This is a genomic window from Vibrio sp. NFR, from assembly GCF_027587095.1.
GTDB classification, from domain to species: Bacteria; Pseudomonadota; Gammaproteobacteria; order Enterobacterales; family Vibrionaceae; genus Vibrio; species Vibrio harveyi.
Window position 1 is genome coordinate 228,815 of the sequence record NZ_JAPPTN010000007.1, and the last position, 12,779, is coordinate 241,593.

The window sequence follows — 12,779 nt, forward strand, 5'->3', positions numbered from 1 at the left end:
TTCGTTTGCAGATTCTTAATTTTAAAGCGGCAACCCGTGAGATATTTGCCATACTTTTTTTATGGCACGTAACGAAGGGATCGTTTCAGTGATTGCTAGACTCATAATGATAACGGCACTTTTGGTGCCGTTTTGCAGCTTTTCAACCGTGGTTTCTCCCGATGCATCTGCACAAACAGAGCAAGAGGGCGCGGTTGAGCAGTTGTCTGTGGAGAAGATGATCCACTATCCAGATGTCATCGATCAGCTTTACCAAAGCACCAACTACCGTCTCAACTGGGAAAATGAAACTGATGTTGATCAACTCATCTTTCAAATTGAGCTGGTGGCATTGGCGGATGTGACCTCTGAATTTGATGACCAACTGCGACGTATTGAACAAGTACGCGAACAAGGTGATGAGCTTGACTTTGATCTGGTGATGAGTGATTCACTCCTCATGTATTTGTCCTACCTTGAACAAGTTCCACAAGAAGGCATCAATTGGCTATTTGCAAATAAAGTTCACGTCAAACTGCCTGCGCCAAGTATCGAAACGCTGTCGTTGTTGAGTAATGAAATCACGGTAGGCAAACTTGACCAGTTTCTTGCCGAACTTCGCTCCCCCCTACAAATGGATGCATCATTTAATACCGCCTTTGCTTCATTATCGACTTACGCGCAGTTTGAGTTCCCTTTGTATCAGCAAGAGCAGAGATTGGCGAGAGTCGGAGACGAGCTATTTGATAAATCGAGCCTGATAGCGCGGATGCAAATCGTGGGCGTTGAAGTCGGTCATTTAGACACAGAGACCACACGTTATGATGAAAACCTAGAACTGGCGGTGATGGAGTTTCAACGTATTCATGGCTTGAAGCAAGACGGTATCATCGGCCCCAATACGATTCGCTGGATCAACTTCTCTCCTGAGCAACGATTGCACTCTCTAGCACTTAACGCAGAGCGCTCGCGGATTTGGGCAAAAGAGCGTGATAACGTGGTGTTTGTCAATGTCCCCGGCTACGAAGTGACCTACTGGCATCAAGGACAAGCACTGTTTGAATCCAAGGTAGTGGTAGGGAGAGCATCACGCAAGACCCCAATCATGACGGGCACGCTCGATTCCGTTATCTTAAACCCAACTTGGAATGTTCCTTGGAAGATCATGGTTAAGGACATCATCCCTAAGGTGAAGCGTAATCCCATGTATCTGATCGAGCATAATATCCAGATCATCCGATCATGGACCTCGCAAGAGATCATTGACCCAACCACAATTAACTGGGCAACGGTCAACCCAAGAAGCTTTCCTTACCGGATGAGACAGTCATCGGGTTCGCACAATGCTTTGGGGTTGTACAAGTTTAATATGCCGAATCCACAAGCAATCTATCTACACGATACTCCAAGCAAAAACTTGTTCGATCAAGATCGGAGAGCATTCAGTTCAGGGTGTGTTCGCGTTGAGCATGCTGATCAACTTGCTGAGTTGCTCTTTAAAACGCAAGGTCTTGAAGAACGGTTAGCGAAAAAACGTCAAAGTGGACGTCGCTCCAACACCTCAGTGCCTTTGAGTGAGCGAATTCAAGTGCACATCATTTATCAAACCGCGTGGTTAGAAGAAGGCACGCTCTACTACCGTGACGATATTTATCAATACGACGACCAAGGGTAAAGGGCACACTTAATTTAAGAAAATTTACAATTAAGAAAATCTGTTTTTTGTTCAATAAGTAAGCAAAAAATCCAGCCTAAAAGCGACAAGCCGGACCGGTTTATGCATTTGACGCGTTAAATAGGTTTCGGTAATGTCCGCTGCTCGTACAGTAATTGAGCAGTATATTTGTCATGGTAAGTCGTAATTTTTCCCGTCGTGATTTTCTTAAAATGACCGCTGGTGGTGTTGTGGTCGCCTCGGCGATGCCAAGTTTGTCTTGGGCTTCATTGCCTGATGAACCTCGTGTGCTTGCGATGAATAATCTCAATACTGGTGAGCTTTTGGAGTCATGCTACTTCAACGGTAGTACTTATGTGGACGAGGAACTTAAACGGCTTGATAAGTTTTGTCGTGACCATCGTCGCAACGAAATCCATCCAATGGACCGCCGCTTATTTGATCAAATCAGTCAGATCCAAGCACTGATAGGTACCGATGCAGAGGTAATTGTGATTTCAGGGTACCGTTCGCCTCTAACGAATGCATCGCTACGCAACAACTCTTCTGGCGTGGCAAAGAAAAGCATGCACATGGAAGGCAAAGCGATCGATTTTCGCTTAGATGGCGTCAAGCTTTCGACCGTGCGTGATGCCGCATTAAGTTTAAAAGCGGGTGGTGTTGGCTATTACCCACGCAGTAACTTTGTACATATCGATACCGGCGCAGTACGTTCTTGGTAATGCCTGCCTAAGACTTAATTTATTGACGTAGAAAGTCGTTAATTACCCATGGCTCAGCGCTTGAAGTCACTCAGGCTTAGTGTCATAGTTGCCGCAGTTTTCACGAAAATTTATTCGGTATAGGTTATCTATGGCTCTGAAGTACCAAGTTGTTCCCGTAACATCTTTCTCTCAAAACTGTTCTATTGTCTGGTGTGATGAAACCATGAAGGGCATTGTGGTTGACCCGGGTGGTGATGAAAAGCAACTGGCAATGCTGATCAAAGAGTTGGGTGTTGAGGTTGTAAACCTAGTTCTGACACACGGTCACTTAGACCATGTGGGCGGCACTGAACCATTATCTGCTCTTCTTGGTGGTACTGAAATTGTTGGGCCACACAAAGCGGATAACTTCTGGTTGCAAGGCTTGGAAGGTCAGAGTCAAATGTTTGGGTTCCCATTGACTGAAGCGTTTGAACCACATCAATGGCTAAATGAGGGCGATAAGGTCTCTTTTGGCAACCAAACTTTAGATGTTATTCATACGCCTGGACATACGCCTGGTCACGTTGTGCTTTACAGTGAAGAAGCTCGTCTTGCTTTCGTTGGTGATGTTTTGTTTAACGGCAGTGTAGGTCGTACAGATTTCCCTCAAGGGGACTTCAATACATTGATAAGTTCGATCAAAGAAAAGCTGTGGCCACTCGGCAACGATGTAACTTTCGTTCCTGGGCATGGCCCACAATCGACGTTTGGTCATGAACGCAAGACAAACCCATTCGTTGCAGACGAAATGCCTCTATATTAAGGCGCATTGAATTAAGCATCTGGCTCGGCGGCAGCTAAGTAACGTCGAGCCAATCCCACAAACTCTTCAGCTTCTCGGTCTAAGTCACTGGCTGAAATAAACACGTCATAGCCGTAAAACTGCCTCTGATACTTCATTCTATTCGCCAGCATGGCTTGTAGACCTTCGTAATGCATGCCTTCTTGATTAATGTATGGAGCGGGGTCTAACACCATATCTTCAAATTTTGTTTCGCAATTATTTTGTCTTGCGCCTAAGTAAAGCAAAGCTCGTTGCCCTAATAAAATTTCCGTTGCGATTCGAGGACAGATCGAGTTGAGATAAGGGGAATAGTGCTTCAAGCGAATACCAATCCAAGGTAAAGGCTGATGCCAACCTTCTTGCTCGTAGGTGCAAATACCGATTGAATCAATGTCTTTCCAACGTAGTACCCAGCCGCCTTTGAAAAGATGTTGCTGGAAATGAGAAGCGGTGAGCGTGAAAGAGACCTGGCTCTTTTTGATCATTACAATGGCAAAGCCAACGATGAGTGCCATCAAGATCACCGACAACATGGCTTGTTTCCATCCTGGAGCAATTAAAACCAGAAATAAGGTAATCGTGACAACCATAAACATGATCAATTTGTTGATGGGGGAGTCAGATTTGAAATGTGAGTTGCTGAGATGCCGCGTTTCCATGCTTTTAGCCTCATTGAACAATGGTGTTGAGACTCTTGTTTTTGATATTCATTTACTTGCTTATCAGAAACAAAGAACCTCTGTTTTTATACCCAGTATTCAATAAATCCGTTCACAATTTATCTGATTAAATAGTAGACGTTCTATGCAATGAGCGCATTTTTCATCGCGTTTCGCCGCTAAAACCTACAAATCGTTTGTGATTTTTGGTATAAAACGCGCTTCAAATTTTCATCCCTGCTGAGATGCAGTGAACTGGAGAAATATTCAATGAGACTTGCTCATAAGCGTAAAGTGCAGATGAAACTGCAAAAACGCATTAAAGCGACAGTAGCAAACGTAGTTGCAGCACCGAAGGCGGCTAAACCTGTTGTTGAGAAAGCAGCAGCACCTTCCGTTGCTACAAAAGCTGTTGCTGAAAAAGCAGTAGCTGAGAAGAAAGTAGCTGCAGCAAAAACGGTTGAGGTTGCACTTACTCCTAAGCAGCAACAAGTACTAGATATCGTTGTAGCAAACGCAGAAGGTATCAACCCTAAAGGTATCGGTCTGGCTGCTGGTCAAGAAGACACTAAAGCGGCATCATGGGCTACTGGCGCACTGAAGAAGCTTCTTGAAGAAAACCTAGTTCAAAAAGAGCAGTTAGCAGGTAACAAAGTTATCTATAAAGCAGTTTAATTACCGCTGTAATTCTGTTTTTTGCATTAAATACCTCGGCATTGACCGGGGTATTTTTTTACCTTAAGAGCGGCTTTTTCCCTTCTATAATTGAGCATTCTAACGATACAAACCCGTCATTTGTCACAATTTATTAAATACTGTGTAAATTTTTTCGCAGTTAACCACGTACGTGGTTTCTATGCTGCTTTCTCCAAATGAAATAGATAACATTCTGATTTTACGACTTTGTTTCATGATGATCGCTCATCGCCTACGCAGAAATACGTAATACTAACGACTAAGCCTAGCTTATAGACACCGATTTGTTGCGTGTTCATGCCCATTTCTTACTTCCAAGTAATGTCCCATCTTCTATATCGAATCCTTATGTAATGGATGACAACAATAACCTTGGTGACAAAGGACGTGAACGATGAGTCTTATCCAAAAATCTTTGAAACGAGTACTCAAAGCGACAGCGATGGTAGCAACCATGGCATTTGTAGCGACTTCTGCTAACGCTGCTGACGATAAAGTGTATCGCTTGAAACTAGCGGAGACTTGGGGACCGAATTTCCCTATCTTCGGTGATGCAACAAAGAACATGGCGAAAATGGCAGAAGAAATGTCAAACGGACGCCTACAAATTCGTATTGATTCCGCAAACAAGCATAAAGCGCCGCTTGGCGTGTTTGATATGGTGAAATCCGGTCAGTACGACATGGGACATTCCGCTTCTTATTACTGGAAAGGCAAAGTACCAAACACCCTTTACTTCACCTCTATGCCTTTCGGTATGTTGCCAACAGAACAGTACGCATGGTTTTACTACGGTGGTGGCATGGAGTTGATGGAGAAGGTTTATTCTCCGCATAACTTGCTGTCTTTCCCTGGTGGTAACACCGATACCCAGATGGGCGGTTGGTTCCAGAAAGAAATCAAATCAGTAGATGATCTAAAAGGTCTGAAAATGCGTATTCCGGGTTTCGCTGGGGAAATTCTCGCAGAGCTGGGTGCAAAACCAACAAACATCGCACCGGGTGAGCTATACACTTCTCTTGAACGACGCACGATTGATGCATTGGAGTGGGTAGGACCATCTCTGGATTTGCGTATGGGCTTCCACAAAATTGCTCCTTACTACTATACAGGTTGGCATGAGCCAGGTACCGAACTGCAGTTCCTAGTGAACAAACGTACTTGGGAACGCCTACCGGATGATCTAAAAGCGATCTTGCAAGTAGCGATGAAAGCGGCGGCTTACGATATGTACACGCAGTCTAAACATGAAAGTGGTAAGAACTGGGCATCTATCCAATCAGAATACCCAGACGTACAAGTTAAAGACTTCCCACCTGAGGTGATTTCAGCGCTGCGAGAAGCGAACGAGCGTTTGCTAAAACAGCATGCTGAGAAAGACGCGCTAGCGAAAGAAATCCAAGAGTCACAAGCAAGCTACATCGAGCAAGTACGCCCTTGGTCTGACATTTCACACCGAGCTTACTTAAACAGCCAAGCTCAGCAATAACTTCGTATCGCAGGCTATTTCGAGTGATTTAGCCTGCCAATGAAGCCCAAGAAAACTTCTCTTAGAGAAGGTCATAACAAGTGCTCCGCGAACCAGCGGAGCCAATCTCCCCCATGTTCCATGGAGTTCGGAATGAGAAGCCTTATTTATATTGAGCGAATCTTTAACCGCTTCGGTGATTTTCTAGGCTGGTTATCCAGCATCTTATTTATTTTGTTGCTAGCGAACGTGGTGTACGACGTTGTCATGCGCTACGTGTTCAATGACGTCTCGATCGCCTTTCAAGAAATGGAATGGCACCTTTTCTCTGCCGTGTTTTTACTTGGTGTGCCTTACGCAATTAAATCCGGCGGGCACGTACGCGTCGATATTTTCTATGAGCGTTTGTCATACAAAGCGCAGTCCATAATCGACATTTTAGGCACTTTACTTTTTTTGTTTCCCTTTTGCCTATTGGTTGCTTGGTTTGGTGTCGACTTTGCCAAAGAGAGTTACTCGCTGGGTGAGACATCTGGAGATCCGGGTGGTTTGCCATACCGATGGATCATTAAAGGTATGATTCCACTTTCGTTTTTGTTTATGGCGGTAAGCGGAGTTGGTTTGCTGCTTCATTCCATCAACAAAATTGTTAACCCTCATCTTATCTATGCCGGTAACAACGGTAAGTCGTAAAAGGAATTCAGTATGATCGGTATAGTGATGTTTTTTGTGGCGTTATTTGCGCTACTGCTTGGTTTTCCTGTCGCCTTCACCTTTGGCGGCATCGCATTAATTTTTGGCGTATGGGCAGAAGGCATTGAGATGTTTGCTTTCATGCCTTATCGCATTCAATCCATCATGGAGAATACGGTACTGATGGCAGTACCTCTGTTTGTCTTCATGGGATTAGTGTTGCAAAAGACCCGATTGGCTGAGCAATTGCTTGAGTCGATGGGGCGTTTGTTTGGTGGTATTCGCGGTGGTATTGCCATTTCAACCGTGTTGGTGGGTGCCTTGCTTGCCGCATCAACGGGGGTAGTCGGTGCATCGGTAGTGGCAATGGGGTTGATCTCCTTGCCAGTGATGCTTAAGTACAATTACGACAAAGGATTGGCTTGTGGCACCATCTGTGCGTCGGGCACATTAGGTCAAATCATTCCGCCTTCCATAGTTTTGATTCTTCTGGGGGATGTTCTCGGTGTACCAGTCGGGGATTTGTTCCAAGCCGCAGTGTGGCCGGGATTGGTGCTGGTGGGCGCGTATGTGATCTACATTTTGATTTACGCCAAACTGAATCCTGAAGCAGCCCAGCCTATCGAGCGTGATGAGTCTATCAGTCGTAAAGAAGAAGTGATTACCGCGTTGAAAGCCGTACTGCCACCGCTGGCGCTGATTATTGTTGTTCTCGGCTCTATCTTTGCGGGTATTGCTACCCCAACAGAGTCCGCAGCACTGGGTGGGGCTGGTGCAATTGTATTGTCGTTGCTTTACAAACAGTTTAGTTGGTCGATGGTGTATGAAGCTTCGAAAGAGACCGTAAAAGTGACCGCGATGGTCTTTGCGATTTTGCTCGGGGCAACGGCATTCTCAATGGCGTTTACGTACACTGGGGGGGATTATCTTGTTGAAGAGTGGATGTTGGAACTTCCGGGTGAAAAATGGGGCTTCTTGATCATTACCATGTTAGTCATCCTTATCCTTGGGTTCTTCATCGACTTCGTAGAAATCTGTTTCATTATCGTGCCAATCATTGCACCTGTTGCCGAGTTGATGGGTATCAACATGACTTGGTTTGCGATTTTGATTGCGATGAACCTGCAGACCTCATTCCTAACACCGCCTTTTGGTTTTAGTTTGTTCTACCTAAAAGGTGTGGCTCCAGCAGGCGTGACCACTCGGGATATCTACCGTGGTGTGATGCCATTCATTGCGATTCAGATTGTGGTACTTGCTTCATTGCTATTTTTCCCAGGATTCTATGGCATGTCCTAATGCAAGTAAGAAGCAAGGAATTGTGATGTGAAAATTTTCACCTTTTGAGACAAGTTGTTAAGCTGATTAGCGAGCAGGGTCTGTGATGTTTCGAACCGATTTTAATCGCGAAAGGTCAACAGCCCCAAGCCTAATCAGCGTTTCATTGGAGGGAAAGGATGCCTCTCAAAGCCAAGTTAATCTTGTTGGCACTGATCCCTGTGGTTTTGGTGTCAGCCAGTATCAGTTGGATTTCCATTTACCAAGCGAAAACCTTGGGGCAGCGTGAGGTGGAAATCTTTCATCAGAACTTAATTCAATCCAAAGAAGCGGCACTAAAAGATACCGTAGATCTCGCCTTTGATGCCATTTCCCATATCTATAACGATCCTATGCTTGAAGAGGCTGACGCGAAAGCGCGCGTAAAAGCGATCCTAAACCGCTTACGTTACGGTTCAGACGGGTATTTCTTTGCCTACGATAAGCACGGTACGAACCTTGTTCATCCCATTCTCCCGGACTTAGTCGGACAAAATTTACTGCATATTCAAGATGAAAATGGCGATCACCTGATTGAGGCTCTGCTTTATCAAGCGCAGCTTGGGGGCGGGTTCCATCAATATCTATGGCAAAAGCCCTCTACGGGGGAGGTGGTACCAAAGCTGAGCTATGCGGCATGGCTTGATAAATGGGATTGGATGATTGGCACTGGGTTGTATATTGAAGATGTGAGCCGTGAAGTCGCCAATATGCGTGCGGCAATCAATCAAAATATCGAGACTACCTTTTTCACCGTGGTGATTATTCTGGTGGTTACGGTGGCGGTGATCATCGTATTGACACTTGCCATCAATTTACACGAGCATCGTTTAGCGGATAAGAACCTAAAAGAGCTTGCCCACAAAACGGTGATGTTCCAAGAAGATGAGAAAAAACATCTGGCGAGAGAGCTCCATGATGGCATCAATCAATTGCTGGTTTCGAGCAAATGTCACCTCGATTTGATGGCGCATCGTATTGAAGATGAAAAGCTCAAAGCTCACCTAGATAAATCTCAACGCTCGTTGATCACTGCGATTAATGAAGTTCGCCATATTTCTCACCAACTGAGACCAAGTGCCTTGGATGATATTGGCTTAGAAGCCGCGCTTTCTACATTATTGCAAGATTTTCATTCGCACTCTGGTATGGACATCGATAGCCATTTTGATACCGAGCAAGTGAAGTTGAAATCTGAAGTGGCTACAACCTTGTATCGTGTGGCTCAGGAATCTTTAAACAACATTGAGAAGCACGCCAAAGCAAAAAAGGTCACAGTAATTTTGCAAAAAATGGGCAATATGCTGCAATTACTGATACGAGACGACGGTACGGGTTTTATGGTCAACCCTTCAGTGCACCGACAAGGAATTGGATTGCGGAACATGCGTGAGCGTGTTGAGTTTATCGGAGGCGAGTTTGAACTCATGAGCGAGCCCGGTTTGGGGACGGAAATCACCGTATTGTTAGATTTGGATGGATTAGTTTATGGATAAACCAATTAGCGTGGTGATAGTTGATGACCATCAGGTGGTGCTTGATGGTTTTATGGCGCGTTTGGAACTGGAACCTGATATTGATGTGATTGGTACGGCGAGTAATGGGCTTGAGGCAATTGAAGTATCAAAGCTTCTCAATCCAGATGTCATCTTGATGGATATCAGTATGCCAATCATGAATGGCATTGAAGCTACTGGCGTAATTAAGGAAGAGCGTCCAGAGAGCAAAATTTTAATGCTCACCATGCACGACAACCGTGAATACATCATGAAGGTGATGCAAGCTGGCGCGGTAGGTTACATGCTGAAAGAAATTTCAGCAGAGAAAATGGTGCAAGCAATAAAAACGGTGAACCAAGGATCGACTTACTTTTGCGAATCCGTTACCCAGACCTTATTTACGCAGGATGTCGTCCCGGCAGCGCAAAAGCCGAACCCACTTAGCCGCAGGGAAGAAGCGGTACTTAAGTTAGTGGCGCAAGGAAACAGCAGCAAAAAGATTGCGACGCTGTTGGACATTAGCTATCGAACGGTAGAAACGCACCGCCATAACATCAAACACAAACTGGATTTGCACTCGACGGCTGAGTTGGCGAAATACGCTTTTGAAACAGGATTGATAGAGTAGGCAGGGGCGCCCTCATGCTTTCATACATCAGAGCGCTCGAAGGGATACTTATTCAGGCTTGGTAATACTGCCAAGTTCAAGCATAGGGGCAACATCAATATCTTCTGCATTCATCATGGTCGAGATGCGCTGCACAGAAGACAAAAGCAAGCTCTGTTCCCACTCTTCCAGCTTTTGGAAGCGGCTAATAAAATGCTCTTGCAATGGCGTCGGGGCCTGTTTTAAGGCTTCTTGTCCTTTCTCCGTCAATACCGCGTGAACTTTACGCTTGTCTTCGACACTGCGGCGGCGCTCAACAAGTTGGTTGCGCTCTAAGCGGTCAAGGATAGTGGTTGCCGTTGCCTGACTCATGTTGGTATGGCTAGACAATTGTTTGATAGTGACGTTATTTAATTCACTAATGGCACGCATCAGGATCAGCTGAGGAGCCGTCAAACCAGACTCTTTGCTTAACTTCTTAGAATGTAAATCAATAGCGCGGATGATCTGACGAATCGAGACCAAAACTTCTTCGTACTTTTCCAATTTCGTAATCCAGTCATTAAGGGATCATGTAACGAGGCGACACTAACTCAAATGCGCTGTTATTTAAAGGGCTTCGTTAGGGATCGCGACACCAATTTTCAATAATTTGCCTTGGCTCTCCTTATTGTTTTTAAGGTCATTGAGCGAGGAAAAAAGCAACGACTAGAATTATTATAGTAAGAAATGTTTGTGGTCTAAGTATTGCTGTGGTTGTTTCCGCTTTTTTAGCTACACTTTTCTGATTGAAATGTAAGTTATTGGATTTTTTATCAGCAAAAGATAGACAAAAACGCCTCAAATGGTAGGATCTTCCACTTTCATGGAAAATAAAATGTATCGTGTTCAAATGATTTTTAATGCCTTGTTAAGAAGATTGAACATAAAAAGAGAGGAATAATGACAAAAGGTATAGATAAGTACAGTATCGACAGTACCGACTATACGGTTGGTCAAGACAACGTCCAGAAATGGGGTTTTGACGTACATAATCCTGTTTTTGGTATCAGTGCTGGTTTCATTGCACTGTTTCTTATTGCTGCACTTGTGCTGGACGCACACACCGCTAAGACCGCACTCGACGGCATTAAGTGGAAAATCATCGGTTCTTTTGACTGGCTGTTTATTATCTCTGGTAACATCTTCGTTATCTTCTGTTTAGCTCTCATCGTTTCACCAATGGGTAAGATTCGCCTTGGTGGTAAAGATGCTGTCGCTGATTACTCATTCATGTCCTGGCTGGCAATGTTGTTTGCTGCTGGTATGGGTATCGGTTTGATGTTCTGGAGTGTGGCAGAGCCAGTAGCGTACTTCACTGGTTGGTATGAAACCCCGTTGGGTGTAGAAGCAAACACACCAGAAGCCGCGAAGCTAGCACTAGGTGCGACCATGTTCCACTGGGGTCTGCACCCATGGGCGATTTACGGTGTCGTGGCACTATCTCTTGCTTTCTTTACTTACAACAAAGGTCTGCCGCTTTCAATGCGCTCGATTTTCTACCCGTTATTGGGCGATCGCGCATGGGGTTGGGCAGGTCACATCGTGGATATTCTAGCGGTATTGGCAACCTTGTTTGGTCTGGCGACTTCTCTAGGTCTAGGTGCACAACAAGCGGCAAGTGGTATTCACCATGTCTTTGGCGTTGAACCAGGACTAGGACTGCAAATTGTCGTTATCACCGTTGTTACGCTATTGGCGGTTGTTTCTGTTGTTCGTGGTATTGATGGCGGGGTAAAAGTCATCAGTAACATCAACATGGTGATTGCTTTCTTATTGCTTATCCTTGTTGGTTTGATCGGCTGGGCGGTAACACTAGGCTCTGTGCCAACCACATTGATGGCTTATGTTGAGAATATTATTCCACTGAGTAATCCGTTTGATCGTACTGATGAAGCTTGGTTCCAAGGTTGGACAGTATTCTACTGGGCTTGGTGGATCTCATGGTCACCATTTGTAGGTATGTTTATCGCTCGAGTTTCACGCGGTCGTACCGTTCGTGAATTCATCACTGCGGTTCTAATTGTACCGACAGCAGTTACCTTGATTTGGATGTCGACATTCGGTGGTCTTGCTATCGACCAAGTGATCAATAATGTGGGCGAGCTAGGTGCAAATGGTTTGACTGATGTTTCCCTTGCGATGTTCCAAATGTTCGATGTATTGCCATTCGGTAACATGCTATCCATCATTGCAGTCGTACTAGTATTGGTATTCTTTATTACTTCTTCAGACTCAGGCTCATTGGTTATCGACAGCATCACCGCTGGTGGTAAAGTCGACGCGCCAGTGTTACAGCGTGTATTCTGGGCATTCATGGAAGGTGCGATTGCGGTTGCATTACTGTGGATCGGTGGTTCTGAAGCTGTTCAAGCGCTGCAAGCGGGTGCAATTTCTACTGCACTGCCATTTACCGTCGTTTTATTGGCGATGTGTGTCAGCCTGCTTATGGGTATGAGAACCGAACGTCAATAATTGATAAGATTTATAAATATTACTTAAATATTAGTAAGTTAAAAAAGCCAGCGTTTTGCTGGCTTTTTTTGTGTGATTTTTCTGACGGTAGACAAAATAATGACGAAATAAGTCATTAATTTACAATGAGTTAATGTTTTAT

At 44.8% G+C, this 12,779-nt stretch carries 12 protein-coding genes; 10 read left to right on the forward strand and 2 right to left on the reverse strand.

From position 1 onward, the window contains the following. Nucleotides 1–61: 61 nt before the first annotated feature. The 3 genes from OH463_RS15470 (at nucleotide 62) to OH463_RS15480 (ending at nucleotide 3,163) form a co-directional block, all read left to right on the forward strand. Nucleotides 62–1,654: a L,D-transpeptidase family protein gene (locus tag OH463_RS15470; RefSeq protein ID WP_005445129.1), complete on the forward strand. Its 1,593-nt coding sequence runs from the start codon at nucleotides 62–64 to the stop codon at nucleotides 1,652–1,654. Between the two features lie 173 nt (nucleotides 1,655–1,827). Continuing rightward, complete coding sequence (locus tag OH463_RS15475; protein WP_005445130.1) at nucleotides 1,828–2,376, forward strand: DUF882 domain-containing protein; 549 nt, start codon at nucleotides 1,828–1,830, stop codon at nucleotides 2,374–2,376. Between the two features lie 130 nt (nucleotides 2,377–2,506). Continuing rightward, nucleotides 2,507–3,163, forward strand: a complete 657-nt coding sequence (locus OH463_RS15480) for an MBL fold metallo-hydrolase (protein WP_005445137.1) — start codon at nucleotides 2,507–2,509, stop codon at nucleotides 3,161–3,163. A gap of 11 nt (nucleotides 3,164–3,174) precedes the next feature. Here the strand turns inward: OH463_RS15480 and OH463_RS15485 are convergent, their stop codons facing one another. Continuing rightward, entirely contained in the window at nucleotides 3,175–3,843 is a 669-nt protein-coding gene (locus OH463_RS15485) for a DUF2982 domain-containing protein (RefSeq protein ID WP_005445138.1), read from the reverse strand. A gap of 270 nt (nucleotides 3,844–4,113) precedes the next feature. Between OH463_RS15485 and OH463_RS15490 the strand changes: the two genes are divergently transcribed. The 6 genes from OH463_RS15490 (at nucleotide 4,114) to OH463_RS15515 (ending at nucleotide 10,144) form a co-directional block, all read left to right on the forward strand. After that, the gene (locus tag OH463_RS15490) at nucleotides 4,114–4,518 is read left to right on the forward strand and encodes a hypothetical protein (RefSeq protein WP_017817912.1); all 405 of its coding nucleotides are present in this window, start codon (nucleotides 4,114–4,116) and stop codon (nucleotides 4,516–4,518) included. A 415-nt stretch (nucleotides 4,519–4,933) separates the two neighbouring features. Next, a complete protein-coding gene (locus OH463_RS15495) occupies nucleotides 4,934–6,028 on the forward strand; it encodes a TRAP transporter substrate-binding protein (protein WP_005445140.1) in 1,095 nt (364 codons plus the stop codon). Nucleotides 6,029–6,160: 132 nt separating this feature from the next. Continuing rightward, entirely contained in the window at nucleotides 6,161–6,700 is a 540-nt protein-coding gene (locus OH463_RS15500; protein WP_017817914.1) for a TRAP transporter small permease subunit, read from the forward strand. A 12-nt stretch (nucleotides 6,701–6,712) separates the two neighbouring features. Next, entirely contained in the window at nucleotides 6,713–7,999 is a 1,287-nt protein-coding gene (locus tag OH463_RS15505; RefSeq protein WP_005445143.1) for a TRAP transporter large permease, read from the forward strand. 158 nt (nucleotides 8,000–8,157) lie between these two features. Next, nucleotides 8,158–9,513 carry a cache domain-containing protein gene (locus OH463_RS15510; RefSeq protein WP_005445145.1) on the forward strand — a complete coding sequence of 452 codons (1,356 nt, stop codon included), beginning with the start codon at nucleotides 8,158–8,160 and terminating at the stop codon, nucleotides 9,511–9,513. Next, nucleotides 9,506–10,144, forward strand: a complete 639-nt coding sequence (locus tag OH463_RS15515; protein WP_005445147.1) for a response regulator — start codon at nucleotides 9,506–9,508, stop codon at nucleotides 10,142–10,144. Before OH463_RS15510 ends, OH463_RS15515 begins: the two co-directional genes overlap by 8 nt. Before the next feature lie 48 nt (nucleotides 10,145–10,192). On the opposite strand, the gene cosR is transcribed toward OH463_RS15515, so the two are convergent. After that, nucleotides 10,193–10,669, reverse strand: coding sequence for a MarR family transcriptional regulator CosR (gene cosR / locus OH463_RS15520; protein ID WP_005445149.1), 477 nt, complete (start codon nucleotides 10,667–10,669; stop codon nucleotides 10,193–10,195). A 396-nt stretch (nucleotides 10,670–11,065) separates the two neighbouring features. Here cosR and OH463_RS15525 point away from each other — a divergent pair, with 396 nt between their 5' ends. Further along, nucleotides 11,066–12,637 (forward strand): BCCT family transporter, encoded by a 1,572-nt coding sequence (locus OH463_RS15525; RefSeq protein WP_005445152.1) that lies wholly within the window; start codon nucleotides 11,066–11,068, stop codon nucleotides 12,635–12,637. Nucleotides 12,638–12,779 lie beyond the last annotated feature (142 nt).

Excerpts from the sequence above, each read along its gene's own strand:
- OH463_RS15525 (WP_005445152.1), top strand. The coding sequence starts at position 11,066 with ATGACAAAAGGTATAGATAAGTACAGTATCGACAGTACCGACTATACG.
- OH463_RS15470 (WP_005445129.1), top strand. The coding sequence starts at position 62 with ATGGCACGTAACGAAGGGATCGTTTCAGTGATTGCTAGACTCATAATG.
- OH463_RS15485 (WP_005445138.1), bottom strand. The coding sequence starts at position 3,843 with ATGGAAACGCGGCATCTCAGCAACTCACATTTCAAATCTGACTCCCCC.
- OH463_RS15475 (WP_005445130.1), top strand. The coding sequence starts at position 1,828 with ATGGTAAGTCGTAATTTTTCCCGTCGTGATTTTCTTAAAATGACCGCT.
- OH463_RS15500 (WP_017817914.1), top strand. The coding sequence starts at position 6,161 with ATGAGAAGCCTTATTTATATTGAGCGAATCTTTAACCGCTTCGGTGAT.
- OH463_RS15480 (WP_005445137.1), top strand. The coding sequence starts at position 2,507 with ATGGCTCTGAAGTACCAAGTTGTTCCCGTAACATCTTTCTCTCAAAAC.
- OH463_RS15490 (WP_017817912.1), top strand. The coding sequence starts at position 4,114 with ATGAGACTTGCTCATAAGCGTAAAGTGCAGATGAAACTGCAAAAACGC.
- OH463_RS15510 (WP_005445145.1), top strand. The coding sequence starts at position 8,158 with ATGCCTCTCAAAGCCAAGTTAATCTTGTTGGCACTGATCCCTGTGGTT.
- OH463_RS15495 (WP_005445140.1), top strand. The coding sequence starts at position 4,934 with ATGAGTCTTATCCAAAAATCTTTGAAACGAGTACTCAAAGCGACAGCG.
- OH463_RS15505 (WP_005445143.1), top strand. The coding sequence starts at position 6,713 with ATGATCGGTATAGTGATGTTTTTTGTGGCGTTATTTGCGCTACTGCTT.
- OH463_RS15515 (WP_005445147.1), top strand. The coding sequence starts at position 9,506 with ATGGATAAACCAATTAGCGTGGTGATAGTTGATGACCATCAGGTGGTG.